Source organism: Natronobacterium haloterrestre, assembly GCF_900112205.1.
Lineage (GTDB): Archaea > Halobacteriota > Halobacteria > Halobacteriales > Natrialbaceae > Natronobacterium > Natronobacterium haloterrestre.
In genome coordinates this window covers 200,093-219,817 of record NZ_FOKW01000007.1, presented here as the reverse complement: position 1 = coordinate 219,817, position 19,725 = coordinate 200,093, and the positions used below count along the sequence as shown (strand labels likewise).

Genomic DNA, 19,725 nt, shown 5'->3' with positions numbered 1-19,725 from the left:
AGAACGGTCCGACGGGTCCGGAGCGCGGCGACTCCCCGACGCGATGGCGTCGGACCGTAGCGGTCTCGGTGGCTGTAAGAGGTGAATACCGCATCCTCGAGTTCGGTCGGGGGAGGGATAACCGTCGTCGTTCGTTACTCGAAAAGTGGAAGACTCGAAGGGGATAAACCGCTCGAGACACGAATCGGGCGGCGTCAGTTGTAGCCGCGCCAGCGGTGACCGCACTCGGTACACTTGAAAAAGCGCGTCGGCGGCTCGTCGGCCGAGGCAGTCTGTTTGAGCGTGTACCACGCCTCCTGGTTGCCACACTCGTCACAGATCACGTCGGTGGCCTTCGGTTTGCCCTCGAAGTTCGCGTCCTCGCTGGACTCGATGACGTCGTCTTCGGACTGGGACTCCGTCGTAACGAACTCGTCTTCCAGGTCGCTGTCCCGCTCGCTCGAGGCACCGCAGTCCTCGTTCGTACAGACCATGCGGTCGCCGTCGGCTTTCATCATCGAACCGCATTCGTCGCAAAACTGCATGTCGGGCGGTACGGGATCGAGCGCAAAAACACCCAGGTCCTCGGTTCCCGTCTAGTAGCGGCGCTCGAGTTCCTCGTCCTCGAGAACCACGGGGCAGTCGGCGACCCGGAACTGGTCGAGCCTGGGCATGTCGAGGACGTCGGTTCCCTCGAGGGTGCAACCGACGTTCGGCGGCGTCGCGAAGTGCTCGCACTGGTGGCAGTACTCCCGCTTGTCGACCGTGCGGATTTCCCGTTCCTCCTCGAAGAGGTCCGCCGGCGGCGCGTCGTCCTCGAGTCGCTCCCAGAGTCGATCGGGATCGAGTTCGGCGACGTCCTCGCGGTCGAACAGGTCGTCGAACTCGTCGCTCGAGGCGCCGGTTGCGGGATCCGCGGCCTCGGTTCGGCGCCGTTCGACGGTCGCGGCGAGATCACCGAGCGGGCCGGTAGCGCTGCTGCCTTCCGGACGCGAGTCGGAGACTGCGTCGGGGTCGGTCCACGCGCTCCCGTCGCGGTCCGCCGGCGATCGGCCCGGTTCCGTCCCGGAATCGTCCCGCAGGGTCGGGCGGACGGTTCTCGAGTTGGCGTTCTCGTTCCCGTCTCCATCCTCGCTTTCGTCGCTCGGGGAACGCTCGATCCCGTCGTCCGCGTCGCGGTCGGTCATGCGTTCTCGCTCGCCACCTTGGTCTCTCTCACCCTCGGTGTTTCGGTCGCTCACTGGTTCCCACCACCGAGTCCGAGCCCGCGACGGTCGTCGTCCCGGTCGTCTTCGCCCGTTCCGTCCGCGTCGGCCTCGACGGCCTCGAACACGCCCTCCGGCGTCGTCTCGACTTCGCTCCCTCGCCCCTCGAGCGCGGGCGGGTTACCGGTCTCGAGCGTGTGAGAGCCGAAGAAAGACGTCCGCTCCCGGACGTCGGCGAAGGGACTGGCACAGTGGGGACACTCCGGCGCGGTCAACAGGGCGAGATCGACCGACGCGTCACACTCCTCGCAGGCCGCGGACCGGATCCCGAGCCGGTTCGCGGCCAGTTTGAGGTCTTCGACCTGGGCTCGCTGTCGTTCGCGCTCGACGAGATCGTCCCACCGATCCCGCAGATCGACGACGGCCGTCGCGAGGACCGTCGACCGCTCCTCGAGGCGATCCGTCCGTTCGAGGAGGTAATCGAGCACCTCCTCGAAGTTGTCGAAGCCGCCGTCGACGGTCTCTTCGAGGGCCTCGAGGTCCGCCTGGAGGCGCTCGAGGGTCTCGGCCTCGGCGTACTCCGGGTGCCCGTGGTCCGCCGGTGCCTTCGCGTCGGTCTCGCGTTTGACCTGGACGACCCGCGAGCGGACGTCCTCCAGCAGTTCCCGAAATTCCTCGCGGCTGGCCTCGAGTTCGCCCTGCAGGGCCTCGAGGTCGTCGCGGACGACGGGGTCGAACGCGTACTCGCCTTCGCCCCCCTCTCCGTCCCCGTCTTCGCTCTCGGCCTCGACGTCGGCCTCGAGCACTCCGTTCTCGGCAGCCGCGACGGCGCGGGCAGCGGTAAGCAGGCGGCGACAGAACTCGTCGCGCGACTCGTCGCGCCGCTCGGCGGCGTCGGCGATCCAGTCGTCGACGTCGGCCGGTAACGCGAACGAAACCCCCCCGTTCTCGTTTTCCTCACCCGCCATCTACCACACATAGCGGCGAGCGCCGCATAAGGATTATTGCCCATTTTCCGGGCATCGGAGCGATCCCGGGACCGATATCGGTGGGACGCCTGTCAGCGAATCTTCCGAACGTTGCTGATATCGAAGCCGGCGTCGCCGATCTCGGTTTCGAAGCGGACGACGTCCTCGTCCTCGAGTCGGGAGAGGACCCCGCGGAACTGTTCGACGACGAGCGTCCGGGCGCGCTCGGAGCCGCCGCTCTCCCACTCGAAGAGCAAGGTACCGTCGGTCGACTCTTTCAGCCGGCCGAGCTCGGTCGACGTGAGCGGCTCGGAGTTGACGAGCAGGAGGATCACGCCGCCCCAGCGGTGGGAGGCGCGGGCAAGCCCCTTCAGCAGGACCGTCAGGTCCGCCCAGTCGAGCCGGTCGTCGGCCGCCGCGGCCAGGTCGGTGATCGAGTCGACGACGACGAGGTTCCCCGCGGCGTGTTCGGTCAGGTAGTCGCCGAACGCCTCGAGGACGTCTCCCCGATCGGTCTTGTTGCCGAGGTTCGTGATGTCGGTGGTCCGCTCCGCGTACCAGTCGGTCGGCACGGGGGTCAGCTGGAAGTACTCCTCGGCCAACTCGACGAACTCGATGGTCTCCATTCCGTCCTCGACGAGTTGCTCCTCGACGACGAACGACATCTCGTTCTCGACGGCGTCGCGCTCGTCGGTGAACGAAACGTAGTGGATCTCTTCGGGGAGCCTCGTCCCCTCCTCGAGCGCGCCGTAGTGGAGGTCGAACCGGTCGGAGCCGACCCTGGCGAGGCCGTTCATCAGCGCGCTGGTGTAGCAAAACTCCCGCGCCCCGGCACCCGACTCCCCCGCGAGTAACACGACGCTGCCGGCAGGCGCGCCGCCGCCGATGATGCGATCGAGTCGCGAGATTCCGAGCGGCAGCCGTTCCATGGCTGATCGTTGGAGTCGACCGGTTTACCTGTTGTGGCGCGGGCGTCGTCGTCGAGTCCGGTGCTACGTATCGTCCTCGAGGGTGACGCGAGCGCCGCCGGTCGTTCGTGGTTCCGGATTCGGGTCCGGGTCCGGGTCCGGGTCCGGGTCCGGGTCATGATCCGAATTTGCGCTCCCGTTTGCGTTCGCGTTCGTACCGCCCCCCGCCGGCGCGGAGAGCAACACCCGGCCGTCGCAGCCCAGGTCTGCGAGCGCGTCCTCCGCGGCCGCTTTCGCCTCGCTGGCGTGGCTCCGATCCGTGACCCCGTAGACGACCGGCCCCCACGAGGACTGCCCGATCCCCGTCAGCACCGGACACTCCTCGAGCGATTCGACGAGCGCGCCGGCCGGCGGCCGGAAGACACCGCCCTGGGCGTCCGCGTACCAGGAGCCGTTCTTCCGGCCGATCTCGGCGACCGCGTCGCCGAATGCCTCGAGTCGCCCCTCCGCGGCCGCCGGCAACAGCTTCCGGGTGACGACGCCGGCGATCTCGTCGGAAACGGTCGGATCGGCCCGTTCGACGACTTCGCGCATGCTCGCGTCCTCGTCGTCCCCGTTGCGGCCGGGTTCCGCTTCGGGGACGGCGACGAGGAACCGCCAGCGGTCGGGGAGGTCGTGCCGGGCGACGACCGGCGGCACCGTCCAGTCGCCCTCGGCGGGCGGTTCCGTCGTGAACCGGTTCGTCGGGTGGCCGGCGTCGACGACGAACCCGCCGGCCTCGAAGGTGGCGACGCCGACGCCGCTGCGGCCGCCACGGCCCAGCGCCGGCGCGCGCTCGCGGACCCGCGGCTCGAGGCCGTAGGCGTGGGCGGTCGCGGCGAGAACCGACAGCGCGAGTTGCGTCCCGCTGCCGAGGCCGACGTGACGGGGGAGGGCCGTCTCGAGGTCGACCGCGACACCGGGAACGTCGAGAACCGCGACGGCGCGGCGCGCGTACTCCTCCACCAGCGGGTCGTCGGCCTCGAGACCGTCGGCGGGTTCGGCGGTGACGGTCACCCGCGGCTGCTCGAGACCGACGCCGATCCCGCCGTAGAGCCGTTCGCGGGCCAGCGAGAGGTTCTGGAACCCGACGTGGAGGCGGGCACCCGCGCTGACGGTCGCTCTGGTCGTCGGCTGTCCTCCCGACATTCCGTTCTGCCGGGGGTAGGAAACCCCTCCGGAAGGGGGTTTCGACGGTGGCAACGACTGACGCCGTCGGGGGGAGAAGAAACGAGTCCCGGGCGCAGTCGTCGCGCCTACCGGCCGGGAACGCCGTAGTCGACGTGGACGTTCGGCGTACTGGCGGATTCGGGTGCCGGGACGCCGTTCCAGTCGACGACGCGGACGTTCGCCATCTCGCCGGAGAAGCGGAACCGCTGGACGCCGACGTCGATCGAACCCTCGGCCACTTTCTCGGTGACGACCGTCGCTTCCCGTTCTGGGTCGCCCCCGACCATCTCGATCTCGCCGTCGACGGCGATCTCGAACCGGGAGGGGACGCCCCGACCGACGATCGTCACGAGGTTAGGGAGGGCATCGGTGTCGGCTTCGTTTCCGTTCGTGTTCGCGTTCTTGATCGATGCTGTCTGGCTGGGTACCGGATCGTCGCGTGCCATGCTTCGATGAGTCGAACGGTGAGGTATAAGCTTTTTTCCTCAGGGAACGGTCGGATCGGACGAATTAGCCCAGTTAGCGTATAAAATTCCGTGATCGTTCGACCCTGCTCGAGGGGTCGATCGGACCGCCGTCGGGGGGCGAACCGGGGCGGAGTCGGTGCCGGATCGACGGGGTCCGGTCGATTGCCGCCACGTGGGATGGTCCAACAGGTATAATCCCGGCTCGTGCGTACCGACGACCGTGCCGACGAACCAAACGCTTGCAGGGGTCGTCATCGCGGGCGGCTACTCGACCCGGTTCGGGGACGCGGACAAGGCCGTCGCCGACCTCGCTGGAACGCCGATGATCCGGCGCGTCGTCGACCGGCTCGCGACGGTGACCGACGAGATCGTGGTCAACTGCCGCGAGGACCAGCTCGAGGCGATCGACGCGGCCCTCGAGGGCTGTGACGCCTCGGTCCGGTTCGCGACCGATCCCGTCGAGGATCGGGGCCCGCTGGCCGGCATCCGCGTCGGCCTCGAGACCGCCACCCGCGAGTACGCCGCGGTGGTCGCCTGCGACATGCCGTTCGTCGACCCGGCGCTGCTCGAACTCCTGCTCGAGCGCGCACAGGGGAGCGACGGTGCCGTCGTCCGCCTCGAGGACGGCTGGTACCAGACGACGCAGGCGGTGTACCGGACCGACGCGATGGCAGAGGCGTGCGCGGCCGCGCTCGAGGGTGACGACGGGCGAATCCTCGCGGCGATCGATCGGATCGACTGCGTTACCGTCGCCGAGTCCGAACTCGAGGCCGCTGGCGTCGACGACGCGACTTTTGAAAGCGTCGACACGCAGGCGGAACTCGAGGACGCGGCCGACCGACTGGGGTAACCGAAGCGGTTCGGCCGATCCGGCCAGTGTCGCACGATACGCCGGGAAAGGGTGACTTATGGCGACGCGTCCCAAGATCCGTGCATGAGCAGCGACGAGTTCGATTTCGGTAAAGACGAGCGGCTCCGGAGCCGCGACGTGACAGAGGGCGCGGAGAAAGCCCCACACCGGGCGATGTTCCGCGCGATGGGATTCGACGACGAGGACTTCTCCTCCCCGATGATCGGCGTGCCCAACCCCGCGGCCGACATCACGCCGTGTAACGTTCACTTAGACGAGGTCGCCGAGTCGGCGCTCGAGGGCGCGGACGAGGCCGGCGGGATGCCCATCGAGTTCGGCACGATCACCATCTCCGACGCCATCTCGATGGGGACCGAGGGGATGAAGGCCTCGCTGATCTCGCGGGAGGTCATCGCGGACAGCGTCGAACTCGTCTCCTTCGGGGAACGGATGGACGGGCTGGTCACCGTCGCGGGCTGTGACAAGAACCTGCCCGGGATGATGATGGCCGCGATCCGCACGGATCTCCCCTCGGTCTTCCTCTACGGCGGCTCGATCATGCCCGGCGAGCACGAGGGTCGCGACGTGACGATCGTCCAGGTGTTCGAGGGCGTCGGGACCTACGGCACCGGCGACATGGACGCCGACGAACTCGACGACCTCGAGCGCAACGCCTGTCCGGGCGCGGGCTCCTGTGGCGGGATGTTCACCGCGAACACGATGGCCTCCATTTCGGAGGCGCTCGGGATGGCCCCCCTGGGCAGCGCCTCGCCGCCGGCCGAACACCACGAGCGGTACGCCGTCGCCCGTCGGGCCGGCGAACTCGCCGTCGAGGTCGTCGAGGAGGACCGCCGGCCGTCGGATATCCTCTCGCGAAAGTCCTTCGAGAACGCCATCGCGCTCCAGACCGCGATCGGCGGCTCGACCAACGGGGTGCTCCACCTGCTCGCGCTCGCCCGCGAGGCGGACGTCGATCTCGAGATCGAGGACTTCGACGAGATCTCGAAGCGAACGCCCAAGATCGCCGACATGCAGCCCGGCGGCGACAGCGTGATGAACGACCTCCACGAACTCGGCGGCGTCCCGGTCGTCATCCGGCGACTGCTCGAGGCCGACCTGTTCCACGGCGACGCGATGACCGTGACGGGGCGGACGATCGCGGAGGAACTCGCGTTCCTCGAGGAGGAACACGGACTGCCGAGCGACGACGAGATCGAGGCCGACTTCCTTTACCCCGTCGACGACCCCAAGGAGGATGAAGGCGCGATCAAGATCCTCACCGGTAACCTCGCGCCCGACGGCGCGGTGCTGAAGGTGACCGGCGACGACGAGTTCTACCACCAGGGGCCGGCCCGGATCTTCGAGAACGAGGAGGACGCGATGGCCTACGTCCAGGAGGGACACATCGAGTCCGGCGACGTGATCGTCATCCGCAACGAGGGGCCGAAAGGTGGGCCCGGCATGCGCGAGATGCTGGGCGTGACCGCGGCGGTCGTCGGCGCCGGCCACGAGGACGACGTCGCCCTGATCACCGACGGGCGGTTCTCCGGCGGCACGCGCGGCCCGATGATCGGCCACGTCGCCCCCGAGGCGTTCGTCGGCGGCCCCATCGGCCTGCTCGAGGACGGGGACGAGATCACGGTCGACATCCCGGACCGCACCCTCGAGGTCGACGTCGACGAGGACGAACTCGAGACTCGTCGCGAGGAGTGGGACCGGCCGGAGCCAGCCTACGAGGGCGGCGTGCTCGCGAAGTTCGGCCGCGACTTCGGTTCCGCGGCCGACGGCGCGGTGACGAATCCGGGCGTCAAACGGGAGTGAACGAAGGGCGAACTCTCACGATCGGAGTCGATCGTCTCGCCCCGCTGTCCCGCTGTCCCGCTGTCCCGCGGACCCGGCCGGCGCGGCGAGAGCTACGTTCGTGCCCGAGTTCGTAACGCAAGCGGGTGAATTCCGCACGTGTCAAATCGAGACGAGAACCGACACGGGTCGCGGGCGACTCTCGACCGCTGCGCTCCCTTCTATTTCTTGCACGGTTCTTTCCCCCGCTTACCACGGAAGTCGGTACGAATGTATAAATACTGTCTCGACTGCGATTGGCACGCCGGCACCGACGAGGGGTTAACGGAACGGGAGGTCTCCAAGGCGGCCATCGAACACTTCGTCGAAACCGGCCACACCGTCGATTCACTGCGGTTGCCGCCGCCGATCGTGATCGAGAACTGAGGGTGGGGCTCCGACGGCCTCAGCCCCGGCGCTCGAGAATGCGCTCGACGATCAGCCGGGTCGAGAGGAGTTCCTCGTCGCGTTTCGGCTCTCGGGCGCTGGCCCGTTCGACGGCACAGTCGATCCCTCGACGCTCGAGTTCGGCCGCGATGGCGTCGTCGTCGTGGTGCTGGTCGTGGCCGAGCGCGATCACGTCCGGGTCGATCTCCTCGATGGGGACGAAGATGTCCTCCTCGTGGCCGAGGATCGCCTCGTCGACGGCCTCGAGGGCGTCGACCACGTCCCGGCGCTGGGTGGCGGGACAGATCGGTTTCGCCTTGTGGTCGACGTTCGCCTTCCGGGCGACGATCACGTACAGTTCGTCGCCCATCGCGGCCGCCTCCTCGAGGTAGTGGACGTGTCCCGGATGGAGGATGTCGAACGTTCCCTGTGCGATGACGGTTCGGGTCGAACTCATGCGTCGCTTGCCTCTGTCGGTTGTATCGGTGGTTTCGTCGGTCTCATCCTCGTCCTCGTCCTCGTCCTCGTCCTCGTCCTCGTCTCCCTCGTCATCGTCGGTCTCATCCTCGCAAATCCTCGTCGATATCCGCCTGCGTGAAATCGAAGAACTCCTCCGTCTCGGGAAGGTCGACGTCGAGCACGTTCAGGTTCGTCGGCTTCCCCTGGGAGTCGAACGCCTGCCAGTCGGTCCGGCGGTAGGGCGCGCCGATGATGATGTGCACGCTTCCCCGGCCGAACGTATCCAGGTCCGCGTTGCTCGGCTGGATGACCCCGTTCGGGTGCGAGTGGACGCTGCCCAACGCCTTCACGTCGTTCGGGATCTGGTTCGTCTTGACCGTGGCGCTGACGCTGTTCGTCTCGGTCCCCGGCACCACCAGGACGTCGGTGATGACGAGGCCGTCCTGCTCGAGTCCGAGCCGATCGGCCTCGGTGCCGCGAAGGAACCCCATGTACTCGCGGGGGTGGGCCGCCTCCGAGGATTCGATCGCGAACTCGAGGGTCTCCTCGGCGATGCCGAGGATCTCGTTCGAGCGAAACAAGGCGTCGAGCAGCCCCATGTCCGTACCTGTGGGCTTGCGGTTGCTAAACGTTCCGAAAGGGGCCCCGGTCATGATTTGGACCCGATCCGGACCCGGACCCCGATCCCGATCCCGACCTCGAGATCAACGACGGCCCGGGCCCCGGCCCGTCCTCGACGGCCCGCACGATCGTACCCCCTTTGTGACGGTTCCAATCCACGAAATACTGTTTATATGGGCAGAGAGCGTATATACTAGCGATTCTACACGGTAGAGTCGGTGAGTCAGATGTTTGGATACAACGGACAGTCACTCGTATCGTCCTCGAGCAGGTGGACCCCGCGCCGGATCGGAATGGCGGGGCTCGCGGCCATCGCCGGGGCCCTCGTCCTGCTGGTCCACGTTACCTACGGGACCGCCCTCCAGCTACAGGGGGTCGTTCCCGGATACGAGACGATCGGCAGTTCCGCCTACTACCTGAGCGAAGGGGTGCTCTTCCTCGCGTGGGCGGGAATGTTCCTTGGATTCGCGGCCCTACGGGCCCGGATGGTCGGCCTCGAGAGCCGGCTCTGGGACGTCGGGAGCGCGCTGGCCGCCATCGGCGCGGCGCTGGCGACGATCGGCTTCTTCGTCGTGACCGTCGTCCCGGCGATCGGAGCGATGGGAATCGTCGACCCCGGAAACATGGTCATCGGGCTGGGGCTCATGGTCGCCATCACGATCGGAACCTTCCTCATGGGCGTCTCGCTGCTCCGAACGGGCGCGATGGCGCGGTCGGTCGCCGCCCTGTTCCTCTTGGTACTGCCGACGACCCTGGTCGCCGGACCCGTCGGCGAGGCCCTCGGCGTCGGTCCCGTAATCGGCCTGATCACGTTCCTCCCGTTCATCGCAGCGGTGATCGCCGTCGGCCGCTGGCTGCGGCGCGAACCGCGCGCGACGATACCCGACGCCGACCCCTCGGCGTAAACTCCACTTTTCGTAAGGCCGCCTCGAGAGCGGTGCGGCGGCGAATCACGGGCTCGGACCCCTACCCGTCGCTTCTTGATAAGGGTTATACGCGGCCACCCCCAAACGATGAATCAAGATGACACGAGCCTCTGCCGGGGAACCCGGCGCGGATGACGGGGATTCCGTCGTCTACGATCTCGACTCCGACTGTACCGCAGAAGACGTCGAAAAAGGACAGCCATATCTCGCCGAAATCAACGGCATCGTCGACTACGGCGTCTTCGTCGATCTCTCCGAATCGGTCTCCGGTCTCGTTCACGAATCCGTCCTCGAGGGCACCTTCGCCGTCGGCGACGAACTCGTCGTCGAACTCGAGAGCGTCCGCGACAACGGAGATATGGCCTTCGAGCCGGTCGACACCGAGGTCGACGTCGACGACCTCACCCTCCGGAACGTCTCCCACGACTACGCGCTGACCGGCACCGACCGCCTCGAGGCCAACGTCGGCGACCAGATCCACCTCGAGGGCGAGGTCGTCCAGGTCAAACAGACCGCCGGCCCGACGATCTTCCACATCGCCGACGAGTACGGCGTCGTCCCCTGTGCAGCGTTCGAGGAGGCCGGCGTCCGTGCCTATCCGAGCGTCGAGGTCGGCGACGTCGTCCGCGTCACCGGTACCCCCGAACACCGCGAGGGAACCGTCCAGATCGAAGTCGACGGTCTCTCGAAACTCGATGGCGACGACGCCGAGGCCGCCCGCGAGCGGATCGAAACCGCCCTCGAGTCCCGCTCCGAGCCCCACGACGTCGAGCCGCTGATCGACTGGCCCGCCTTCGAGAAACTCCGACCGAACCTCCGGGACGTCGCGAAGCGACTCCGCCGTGCGGTGCTCGAGGGGCGTCCCGTCCGCGTGCGTCACCACGCCGACGGCGACGGGATGTGCGCCGCGGTCCCGGTCCAGGTCGCCCTCGAGAAGTTCATCGCCGACGTCCACGAGGACGACGACGCGCCGCGACACCTCATCAAGCGCCTGCCCGCGAAGGCCCCGTTCTACGAGATGGAGGACGCGACGCGTGACCTGAACTTCGCACTCGAGGACCGGGAGAAACACGGCCAGCAGCTCCCCCTGCTGCTCATGCTCGACAACGGCTCGACGGCCGAGGACGTCCCGGCCTACGAGACGCTTGCCCACTACGACATCCCGATCATCGCCGTCGACCACCACCACCCCGACCCCGACGCGGTCGGGGACCTGCTGGACGCCCACGTCAACCCCTACCTCCACGACGAGGACTACCGCATCACGACGGGGATGCTCTGTGTCGAACTCGCGCGGATGATCTACCCCGACCTCACCGACGAACTGCGACACGTCCCCGCCGTCGCCGGCCTTTCGGACCGCTCGAAGGCCGACGCGATGGACGACTACCTCCAGCTGGCCGCCGAGGAGGGGTACGACGAGGACCGTCTGCAGGACGTCAGCGAGGCGCTCGACTACGCCGCCTTCTGGCTGCGCTACGATTCGGGCGACCAGCTCATTCAGGACCTGCTTCAGGTCGACGGCGACGAACAGCGCCACGGCGAACTCGTGGACTTCTTCGCGGAGCGGGCACGCGAGGAGGTCGACGAGCAACTCGAGGCCGCGACCCCCCACCTCGAACACGAGGAACTGGACAACGGCGCGCACCTCTACCGGATCGACGTCGAGAACTACGCTCATCGCTTTACCTACCCCGCCCCGGGCAAGACGACCGGCGAGATCCACGACCGCAAAATCGAGGAGACCGGCGATCCCGTCATTACCGTGGGCTATGGCCCGGACTTCGCCGTTCTGCGCTCCGACGGCGTCCGACTCGACATCCCGCAGATGGTCTCCGAACTCGAGGCGGAGGTGCCGGGCGGCGGCGTCTCCGGCGGAGGCCACCTCGTCGTCGGCTCGATCAAGTTCGTCAAGGGCAAACGCGAGGAAGTGATCGAGGCCCTGGTCGACAAGATGGAGGACGCCGAGATCGACGAGGAACTCTCGAGTGCGGCGCCGATCGACGACGACTGACGATCGATTACCGATTCCTCACGCGGTACGTCGTTCGATCGGGCGAAGAAAGGTACAACCGGCCACCGAATAGCGTTTTACTGTCGATTCTCCATGCCTCCGGCTCAGTCCGCGCCGTGTCGCGGCGTGTAGCCGCAGTCGTCACACTCGAGGGACTGGTGTCGAACGAGAAGCGTTCCGTCACAGTCCGGACAGCGATACTCGACGTCGGTCGGGGATTGACTGATTGCCATACTCGAGGCGGAGCGTCGGAGACTAATAAGCTCACCTATTATACAACTCGAAGAGTTGGTTGGTCCTTATACACATACTCACCCAATGTGAACGATCCGGCTCACCGATACTAGTGTGTGAGACGGAAGCTCGAGAGGTTAGAACTGGTACCGCCGCTCGTCGTCCATCGAGGGGTACTGATCCGCCCCCGTCATCTCGTCGAAGGTCATTCCAGATAGATACTCGTCGTAGGTGACGTCGAACCCGGACCGGAGGTGGAAGTCGAGTTTCCCGGTGTCGACGCTGGTCTGGAAGAGCATGTGGATCGCCCGCCGGACGAGTTCGTCGGTCTCGTCGGGCTCGAGTGCCGTCTCGAGCAGGGCGAGTTCGTTTCGGGTCTCGCGGTCGAGCGAGATCGAGAGTTCGTCGCCGAACGCGGAGTACGATTCCTGGACGTCCTCGTTGAGATCCTCGAGGCTCATGCGAGAGAGCAAGCGAGCCGGCTGGATAGGCTTTTCGTGGTCGCCTCGTCCGGGGATCGGAACCGAGACGTACCCGCACGGAAGTTATACCGCTCGAGGTCGCTACCGCCCGGTCCGTTCGTGACGCCAGTAAGGTCCGAAAGGGTCGTTGCCAGTCGAACGGAGTCGGGGGTCAATCGCCCCGGGCGACGCCCGGGAAGGGAAGCGGGTCCGGCGAATCGGGCACGAGCCACCCGGGGACGACCCGGGTGAGAACGACCATCCCCGTCAGTTCGACGAGCGTCTGGGTCACGACGACCGCCGGCGCGAGGGCGTATTCCGGCGGCAGTGCGAGCGCCAGCGGAAGGACGACGAGCGAGTTCCGGGTCACGGACGTGAACACGAGCGCGCGACTCTCGCCGACGTCCATCCGGAACAGTCCCGCCGCGAGCCGCCCGAGCAGCGGCATGACGATCAAGAACGTGACGTACACCGGGACCACAGCAGCGATCTGCTCGATCGAATCCCGGACGCGAGGGAGCTGTGAAGCGATCACCACGAACAGGGTGGCCCCCATCATCGGAACCGGCAGCCACCCCATCGCACCCTGCCACCGGGAACCCGTCGTGGACCGCTCAGCCCGGAGTTCCGTGAGCCACGCGAGCGCCAGCGGGAGCGCGATGATGACGACGAACGCCTCGACGAACGGCCCGGCCTCGATGAACTCGGCGACCTGCGGCCCCATGAACAGCCAGAGGTAGATCGGCAACAACAGCAACTGGACGATCATCAGCGCCGGTGTCGCCGCAGTGATCTGTTCGGCGTCCCCGTCCGCGAGTTCCGTGAACGTGATGACGTAGTCGATACAGGGGGTCAACAATACCATGAACGCCCCCACGAGGATGACCGGCTCCCGGGGCAGGAATCGGCTGAGACCGAAGACGACGACGGGAACGACCAGGAAGTTCATCCCCAGTGCGGCCAGCATGAACCGCCCGTTCCGGAACGCTCGCCGGATCCGGACGAACGGGATCTCGAGGAAGGTGACGTACAGAAGGACCGCGAGCACGGGATTGATGAACCGTTCGACGGTCGAACCCGCGTCCGGTCGGCCCAGTCCCACTCCGATCGCGAGGAGAACGGCGACAGCGTAGATACCGACTTGGTTGTGCTGGATCCACCGTTTCGAAATCCGAGTCATAGTGAGGGATCGAGTACTGGGGAGTTCAGCGCCGACGAGACCGGTTCGAGTTTCCGTCCGCCCCTAGACGTGCCACGTGTAAGTCCATGTCGGAGTATCGAGCCACACCGAAGCCCGGCGACGGCGTACCTGAATAGCCCCTCGCGGAACGCGATCGGGGCGGGGAGTCCCGAACCCCGACCCGGACGACGACGCTGACCTGCGATACAGTCCCGATCCGTTACGGCGTTCCGACCGCGAGCCGCCGCCGAACCGCGTCGTGGACCCGCTCGAGCACGACCGGGTTGTCGCTCGGCCGGCCGACGCTGACGGCGTCGGCCCCGTACTCGACGTACTCCCGGACCGACGCGTCGTCGCGGACCCCATTGTTGGCGATCACGAACAGGTCCGCGGCGTCGGCGACGTCGGCGACGACCGACTCGGAGTCCATCGCGTCGACGTGGACGAACGACGCGCCGGCGTCGTCGATCGCTCGCGCGACCGCTGGCAGGTCGACGCCCGGCACCTCCGTCCGGACCTTCACGCCGACGGTCGCGCCGGCGTCGGCGGCCGTCCGGACGTAGTCGGCGAGCCGATCGGCGTCCTGCAGCAACGTTTCCCCGCAGCCGACCGCACACAGTTCCGCCTGCCGACAGTGGGCGTTGATCTCGAGGAAGGCGTCGCGCTCCCGACAGATCCGCGCGGCGTCGGCGACCGGGTCGACGGTCGCGCTGCGGACGTTGAACGCCGGCTGGAGGGGAACGTCCTCGAGGGCGGCGAGTTCCCGGTCGACGAACGCGAGGGGGTCCTCGGGCAGGAACTCCTCGCGGTCGCGCTCGACCAGTTTCCGGGCGGCCGCCCGCGACTCCGGATCGATCGCGATCCCGCCGAGGAAGGCCGCGCCGGCGTAGTCGGCCCCGTTCCGGGCCCAGTCGGCGTCCGCGGCCCCGCTCAGGCTCGCGAGCGCCAGGCGTGGTTCGAACATGGTCGATGATCACTCCCGGTCGACGCGGCCGATCGCGTCGTCGATCGTCCGGGCTACCCGCCTGGCGTCCTCCGGGCCGTCGATCCGGATGTCGGTCCGCACCGTCGGCTGGTCGAAGGTCGCGTCGTCGCCCTCGTCGATCACGAACGCGTCGGCGAAGGGGTAGGCCGTCGTCAGCCCCTCCGTACTCGGTTCGGCGTTGACCGCCGCCATCAGGTCCTCGGCCGGCCCGGAGAACGCCTCGTCCCCGAGGAACGGCGAGACGGCGACGACGGTCGTCTTCGCCAGGGCGTCCGCGACGCCGGGCAAAGCGAGCATCGGCCCGATGCTGGTGACGGGGTTCGAGGGGCCGATGACCACGGTGTCCTCGAGCGCCTCGAGGACGCCCGGCGCGGGTTCGGCCCTCGAGGACCCGCGGAACTCGACGGTCTCGACGGAGGGCTCGCCGCGGTGGCCGACCCAGTACTCCTGGAAGTGCATCATCCCGTCCTCGGTGTGGACGAGGCTGGCGACGGGGTCGTCGCTCATCGGCAGGAGGTCGACGGAGAGGCCGAAGGCGTCGGCCAGCGTCTCGGTCGCCTCGCTCAGCGTGTACCCCCGATCCAGCAGGCTCGTCCGCGTGATGTGAACGGCCCGGTCGCGGTCGCCGATGGTCATGAACTCGGCGATTCCAGAAAAGCGCCGCCAGTTCGCGAGCCGTCGGCCCTCGGTCTGTTTCTCCTCGGGGAGGTACTGCGGGCCCTCGGGGAGGTCCGCGGCGTCCGCGAGGTCCATCAGCGCCGCGTTGGTCCGGTGCGTGTCGCCGTCGATCCCCCACCACGTGTCCCGATCGAGAACTCCGCCGCCCTGAAAGAGTAGCGTGTCGACGTCCGGCGAGACGAAGAGACCGCCGAGTTCGATGTCGTCGCCCGTATTGGCGACGATCGTCGTCTCCTCCGGCGAAAACACCGCGCCGGCACCGTCCAGAAGCTTCGGGGTTCCGGTGCCTCCGGAGAGGAAAGTAACCATACGCAACACTCTCGCCCGTGGCCACTTAATCGCTTGTGGCCGGCGCCTGCGGCCGCCGGGGCAGTTACCGGTTCCAGGCCGCCCGATCCGGGTCGACCAGCCGTTCGCCGTCCTCGAGGCCGGCGATCCGCCGGCGTTCGTCGTCGGACAACTCGAGGTCGAGCGCCGCGTAGTTCTCCCGGACGTGGTCGCCGGTGCCTTTCGGGATCGGGACGACGCCGTCCCGTCCGTAATGCCAGGCCAGCGCGACCTGTACCGGCGTCGCGTCGTGTGCGTCGGCGATCTCCTGAAGAGCGTCGATGTCGGCCACGTCGCCCTGGGCGATCGGACAGTACGCGACCGTCTCGATGTCGTGTTCGCGGGCGACCGAGACGAGGTCGTCCTGCTGGAGCCGCGGGTGGAGTTCGATCTGGTGGGCCGCGATCGGCGACTCGAGGACGTCGACGGCCTCCTCGAGCAGGTCGACCGTGAAGTTGCTCACGCCGACGTGGCGTGTCCAGCCGCGGTCGCGGACCTCGTCGAACGCCGGCAGGGTCTCCTCGGGGTCGTAGGCGTCGACGGGCCAGTGGACGTACAGCAGGTCGACGGCGTCGACGCCGAGTCGCTCGAGGCTCTCCTCGGTCGTCTCGATCACGTCGTCGTACGCGAGGTTCGAGGGGTGAACCTTCGTCGCGAGGAAGACGTCCTCGCGAGCGACGTCGGCGTGCTCGAGCGCGCGACCCACCGCGCGCTCGTTGTCGTACATCTGTGCAGTGTCGACGTGTCGGTAGCCGGTCTCGAGCGCGGTCCGGACCGCGTTCGTGCAGGACTCGCCCTCGTGACCGGAGGTACCGAAACCGGGTTGCGGGAGTCGTGTCATGCCCGCGGGTTCGAAGGGCGGGTACTCGTGAGTGAGGGAAGCGGCAAGCCGGCCGCCGTTACTCCCGATCCCACTCGCGGTCGTTCTCGACGATCCAGTCCGCGAAACTCCCGTCGAGCAGCGTCTCGCTCTGTCGTTCGACGTACCGGCGCTGCATCCGCCCGACCGCGTCGGGGAGGTCCGCGCCGTCCTCGAGCGCCGACCGCACCTGGGCGCGTTTCCACCTGGCCGGCGTCATCCGCTGTCGCACGCGTCGGCGCAGCGGGTAGAGGTACTTCGCGGCCTGTTCCTCCGAGAGGCCGCGGTTCGTCAGCCCGTCCTCCGCGTGGGCGAGCAGGTCCTCGTAGAGGTCGAGCGGATCGGTCGTTTCCTTCCCGTCGTTGGTGATCCAGGTGAGGTCGGCCTCGAGCCCCTCCCGCATCGCGGCGTAGAAGTTCTCGCGGGCGACCTGCCAGTCGAGTTCGTGGACCGGGTGCTCGAGTCGGACCAGGCTCTCGAGCAGGCCGGCGAAGGCCGCGAGGAAGGAGACGGAGTCCCGCACCGTCGGCTGGGCGGGGATCGGGCGGAACTCGATGCGGGCGTTGGCGGCCGACCGGGTCGGGCCGCCGAAGACCGGGCGCACCCACCGCCAGTAGGTGCCGTGCTTGCGCCGGAAGTGAGGGAACTCGTCGTCGAACCGCTCGCCGGCCTCGACCGGCATCGGCACCATCGTGTCGTCGGTCGCGACCCGGTCGATGGCCTCGTCGACGCTCCCCAGGTCCCGCGGGAACCGGACTTTCCCCTCGCCGGTGGAGGGGTCGTTGAGGACGGTCTCGAAGACGCTGATCCGGTGTTCCATCCAGCCGTCCTCGAGGATAGCCTCGGGAGTCGCGTCATCGTCGTAGAGGTCGGCCGGGAAGAACGGGGAGTTGACCCCCAGCGCGAGCAGCGGGCCGGCGACTCGCAGCGCGTAGTTGAAGTAGGTGGGCAGGTCGATGGCGTGGGCGACCTGGTAGTGGGGCTGGATCGAAGTGATGAGGCTCTCGGGCATGACCGTATCGCCCTGCAACGAGACGTTCGGAGCCTCGATGCACATCCCCGCGGCGCTGGCCTGGTCGGTGTTGGCCATCGCGTGGTAGCGGGCGGAATCGCTCATGTTGGTCGCGATCCGGATCGTCCGCTCGGTGTCGCCGACCGTGCGCTCGACGCTGTCGGTCAGGTACGTCCCCGCGTCCTCGCCTTCCGGCGGCAGCGTCCAGAGCGCGTCGCTGACCAGCCGCATGCGCTCGGACTGGGTCACGTCCAGGGCAGTCCGCAGCCGGGCCTTGACCTCCGACTCCTGGGCGAGGATCCCGTCGGCGTTCAGCGGCTGGGGGCTGGTCGTCATCTCGGCGTTGTGCAGCCCCAGTTCCTTCTCGAATCCGATGAGTTCGAGCAGCCGGCGCGGAACCCGCCGGAGCGCGCAGTCGTCGTCCTTGACGGCGTAGAACTCGTACTCGAGGCCGACGATCGCCTGCGGGTTGTCGAACACGCCGTCCTCGACGGCGTCTTTGATCACCTCGGCGTCCTCCTCGGCCCGCCGCCGGAATTCGTCGGCGTCGACGGACAGGACGTCCGCGACCCGCGTTGCGAGTTCCGCTTCTGGCATACCTCCGAGTGTGCGCCCGACGGACTTGAAAGCACGTCTCCTGGAGATGTCAGGGAAACGATCCCGGGGAGTGGCGCGGGTCCGCCGAGGACCCTATCGAAGCTCCGCGATCGACTCCCGCTCCTTCAGGTCGACCCCCTCCGCCGTGATCTCCGCGACGTACACGCCGAACCCCGTCCCCGTGTCGCGTTCGGCGCCGCTCTCGAGGGCTCGTGCGACAATCTCTCTCGCCTCGGTCATCGCGAGCGAATCCGTCGTCTCGGCCTCGAGAACGCCCGCGGCGACCTCGCGGCCGCTTCCGATCGCAACGTGGTCCTCCTCGAAGACGCCCCCGTCGGGGTGCAGGTGGAAGACCTGCGGCCCGTCGTCGTCGACGCCACCGAGGACGAACGCTCCGGCGTCCGACTCGGACCGGATCTCCGCGGCCGCGGCGTTCCCGAGCGCCGGCATCGTCATCGGGCGGCCTCGCTCGCTCTCGTAGCGGTCGGCGGCGGAACGGACCGCCCGGACGATCGATCGCACGCTCCCGAGGCCGTCCGCCGATCCCATCGCGGCGGTCGGGTGAACCTTCTCGAGCTTTCGGGCGCGCTCGCCGGTGACGACGGTGCCGTCGCTCACACGCGTGTCGGCCGCCATGAGGACGCCGTCCCGGGAGGCGAGGGCGACGAGCGTACCGCCTCCCTCGTCCCCGGAGCCGGCACCGTCGGTCGCCAGCCGCTTTTCGGCCGATCGGTCGGATTCGGGTCTCGATCGGAATTCGGTCGGGTCCATCTTCGGACCGTTCCACGTCCAGGATCAAAACGGCGGGCCCTGCCGCGGGAAGCCGACTCGGATCGGATACGGGCCCAACGTTAGTGATGGTTCGCGTCCTATCGTCGAGTATGCCCACGACGGCTCCGTTCGAGGAACACGCCGAGCGCTACGAGGGCTGGTTCGAGGAACACGAGGACGCCTATCGGTCCGAACTCGAGGCGCTCGACCGACTCGTGCCGTCGACCGGTCGGGGGCTCGAGATCGGCGTCGGCAGCGCGCGGTTCGCCGCGCCCCTCGGGATCGAGGTCGGCGTCGATCCGGCCGAGGCGATGCTCGAGCGCGCCCGCGATCGGGACGTGGACGCGGTTCGCGGTGTCGCCGAATCCCTCCCGTTCCGGGACGGAAGTTTCGACACCGCGTTGATCGTGACGTCCATCTGTTTCGTCGACGATATCCCGACGACGCTGGCCGAGGCCGATCGCGTCCTCCGGCCGTCGGGGAGCCTCGTGATCGGGTACATCGACAGGGAGAGCCCCGTCGGCCGCAAATACCAGGAGACGAAGGAGCACAACCCGTTCTACCGGGACGCGACGTTCGTCTCGACGGACGAACTCGTCGAGCAACTCGAGGCGGCCGGCTTCACCGACTTCGAGTTCGTCCAGACGATCTACCACTGGCTCGACGAGATCGACGGCCCGGAACCGGTCGAGGAGGGGTACGGCGAGGGCTCGTTCGTCGGGATCAGGGCGACCCGATAGGGGAAAGCGTCGCCTCGAGCGGACCGTACGAGGGTCGTGCATCTCAGAA

Annotated in this window: 22 protein-coding genes; 6 read left to right on the top strand and 16 right to left on the bottom strand. The window is 67.7% G+C overall.

The window, feature by feature from the left end; genetic code table 11:
• Window positions 1–194: 194 nt before the first annotated feature.
• From BM113_RS14700 to BM113_RS14675, 6 genes are all read right to left on the bottom strand, one after another.
• Window positions 195–524 (bottom strand): transcription factor S, encoded by a 330-nt coding sequence (locus tag BM113_RS14700; protein ID WP_007141724.1) that lies wholly within the window; start codon window positions 522–524, stop codon window positions 195–197.
• A gap of 51 nt (window positions 525–575) precedes the next feature.
• Window positions 576–1,166, bottom strand: coding sequence for a DUF8135 domain-containing protein (locus tag BM113_RS14695; protein ID WP_089788810.1), 591 nt, complete (start codon window positions 1,164–1,166; stop codon window positions 576–578).
• Between the two features lie 50 nt (window positions 1,167–1,216).
• Window positions 1,217–2,152: a hypothetical protein gene (locus tag BM113_RS14690; protein ID WP_089788809.1), complete on the bottom strand. Its 936-nt coding sequence runs from the start codon at window positions 2,150–2,152 to the stop codon at window positions 1,217–1,219.
• Window positions 2,153–2,244: 92 nt separating this feature from the next.
• Window positions 2,245–3,081: an RAD55 family ATPase gene (locus tag BM113_RS14685; RefSeq protein WP_089788808.1), complete on the bottom strand. Its 837-nt coding sequence runs from the start codon at window positions 3,079–3,081 to the stop codon at window positions 2,245–2,247.
• Between the two features lie 63 nt (window positions 3,082–3,144).
• Window positions 3,145–4,248 carry a beta-ribofuranosylaminobenzene 5'-phosphate synthase family protein gene (locus BM113_RS14680; RefSeq protein ID WP_089788807.1) on the bottom strand — a complete coding sequence of 368 codons (1,104 nt, stop codon included), beginning with the start codon at window positions 4,246–4,248 and terminating at the stop codon, window positions 3,145–3,147.
• A gap of 107 nt (window positions 4,249–4,355) precedes the next feature.
• Complete coding sequence (locus tag BM113_RS14675) at window positions 4,356–4,715, bottom strand: hypothetical protein (protein ID WP_089788806.1); 360 nt, start codon at window positions 4,713–4,715, stop codon at window positions 4,356–4,358.
• A gap of 241 nt (window positions 4,716–4,956) precedes the next feature.
• Between BM113_RS14675 and mobA the strand changes: the two genes are divergently transcribed.
• From mobA to BM113_RS22365, 3 genes are all read left to right on the top strand, one after another.
• The gene (mobA, locus tag BM113_RS14670; RefSeq protein ID WP_089788805.1) at window positions 4,957–5,586 is read left to right on the top strand and encodes a molybdenum cofactor guanylyltransferase; all 630 of its coding nucleotides are present in this window, start codon (window positions 4,957–4,959) and stop codon (window positions 5,584–5,586) included.
• Window positions 5,587–5,670: 84 nt separating this feature from the next.
• Window positions 5,671–7,407 (top strand): dihydroxy-acid dehydratase, encoded by a 1,737-nt coding sequence (gene ilvD, locus BM113_RS14665; RefSeq protein WP_089788804.1) that lies wholly within the window; start codon window positions 5,671–5,673, stop codon window positions 7,405–7,407.
• A 249-nt stretch (window positions 7,408–7,656) separates the two neighbouring features.
• The gene (locus BM113_RS22365; protein ID WP_177209181.1) at window positions 7,657–7,812 is read left to right on the top strand and encodes a hypothetical protein; all 156 of its coding nucleotides are present in this window, start codon (window positions 7,657–7,659) and stop codon (window positions 7,810–7,812) included.
• 19 nt (window positions 7,813–7,831) lie between these two features.
• On the opposite strand, the gene BM113_RS14660 is transcribed toward BM113_RS22365, so the two are convergent.
• Both BM113_RS14660 and BM113_RS14655 read right to left on the bottom strand, forming a co-directional pair.
• Entirely contained in the window at window positions 7,832–8,269 is a 438-nt protein-coding gene (locus BM113_RS14660; RefSeq protein ID WP_089788803.1) for an FAD synthase family protein, read from the bottom strand.
• A gap of 103 nt (window positions 8,270–8,372) precedes the next feature.
• Window positions 8,373–8,870: a Mov34/MPN/PAD-1 family protein gene (locus BM113_RS14655; protein WP_089788802.1), complete on the bottom strand. Its 498-nt coding sequence runs from the start codon at window positions 8,868–8,870 to the stop codon at window positions 8,373–8,375.
• Window positions 8,871–9,119: 249 nt separating this feature from the next.
• On the opposite strand from BM113_RS14655, the gene BM113_RS14650 reads away from it, so the two are divergent.
• Together BM113_RS14650 and BM113_RS14645 are read left to right on the top strand one after the other, a co-directional pair.
• Window positions 9,120–9,797, top strand: coding sequence for a hypothetical protein (locus BM113_RS14650; protein WP_143095845.1), 678 nt, complete (start codon window positions 9,120–9,122; stop codon window positions 9,795–9,797).
• Window positions 9,798–9,915: 118 nt separating this feature from the next.
• Entirely contained in the window at window positions 9,916–11,832 is a 1,917-nt protein-coding gene (locus tag BM113_RS14645; RefSeq protein WP_089788800.1) for a Hef-associated nuclease, read from the top strand.
• 104 nt (window positions 11,833–11,936) lie between these two features.
• On the opposite strand, the gene BM113_RS22885 is transcribed toward BM113_RS14645, so the two are convergent.
• The 8 genes from BM113_RS22885 to BM113_RS14610 form a co-directional block, all read right to left on the bottom strand.
• Entirely contained in the window at window positions 11,937–12,065 is a 129-nt protein-coding gene (locus tag BM113_RS22885) for a hypothetical protein (protein ID WP_281244025.1), read from the bottom strand.
• Window positions 12,066–12,203: 138 nt separating this feature from the next.
• Window positions 12,204–12,527, bottom strand: a complete 324-nt coding sequence (locus BM113_RS14640; protein ID WP_089788799.1) for a ribbon-helix-helix protein — start codon at window positions 12,525–12,527, stop codon at window positions 12,204–12,206.
• Between the two features lie 172 nt (window positions 12,528–12,699).
• Complete coding sequence (locus BM113_RS14635; protein WP_089788798.1) at window positions 12,700–13,707, bottom strand: arsenic resistance protein; 1,008 nt, start codon at window positions 13,705–13,707, stop codon at window positions 12,700–12,702.
• Between the two features lie 220 nt (window positions 13,708–13,927).
• Window positions 13,928–14,671 (bottom strand): tRNA-dihydrouridine synthase, encoded by a 744-nt coding sequence (locus tag BM113_RS14630; RefSeq protein ID WP_089788797.1) that lies wholly within the window; start codon window positions 14,669–14,671, stop codon window positions 13,928–13,930.
• A 9-nt stretch (window positions 14,672–14,680) separates the two neighbouring features.
• Window positions 14,681–15,679, bottom strand: coding sequence for a 2-phospho-L-lactate transferase (gene cofD / locus BM113_RS14625; RefSeq protein ID WP_089788796.1), 999 nt, complete (start codon window positions 15,677–15,679; stop codon window positions 14,681–14,683).
• Window positions 15,680–15,743: 64 nt separating this feature from the next.
• Window positions 15,744–16,538: an aldo/keto reductase gene (locus BM113_RS14620; RefSeq protein ID WP_089788795.1), complete on the bottom strand. Its 795-nt coding sequence runs from the start codon at window positions 16,536–16,538 to the stop codon at window positions 15,744–15,746.
• 58 nt (window positions 16,539–16,596) lie between these two features.
• Window positions 16,597–18,165 carry a glutamate-cysteine ligase family protein gene (locus BM113_RS14615; RefSeq protein WP_089788794.1) on the bottom strand — a complete coding sequence of 523 codons (1,569 nt, stop codon included), beginning with the start codon at window positions 18,163–18,165 and terminating at the stop codon, window positions 16,597–16,599.
• A gap of 93 nt (window positions 18,166–18,258) precedes the next feature.
• On the bottom strand, window positions 18,259–18,936 hold the full coding sequence (locus BM113_RS14610) for a proteasome subunit beta (protein WP_089788793.1): 678 nt from the start codon (window positions 18,934–18,936) through the stop codon (window positions 18,259–18,261).
• A 110-nt stretch (window positions 18,937–19,046) separates the two neighbouring features.
• On the opposite strand from BM113_RS14610, the gene BM113_RS14605 reads away from it, so the two are divergent.
• Complete coding sequence (locus BM113_RS14605) at window positions 19,047–19,676, top strand: class I SAM-dependent methyltransferase (RefSeq protein WP_089788792.1); 630 nt, start codon at window positions 19,047–19,049, stop codon at window positions 19,674–19,676.
• Window positions 19,677–19,725 lie beyond the last annotated feature (49 nt).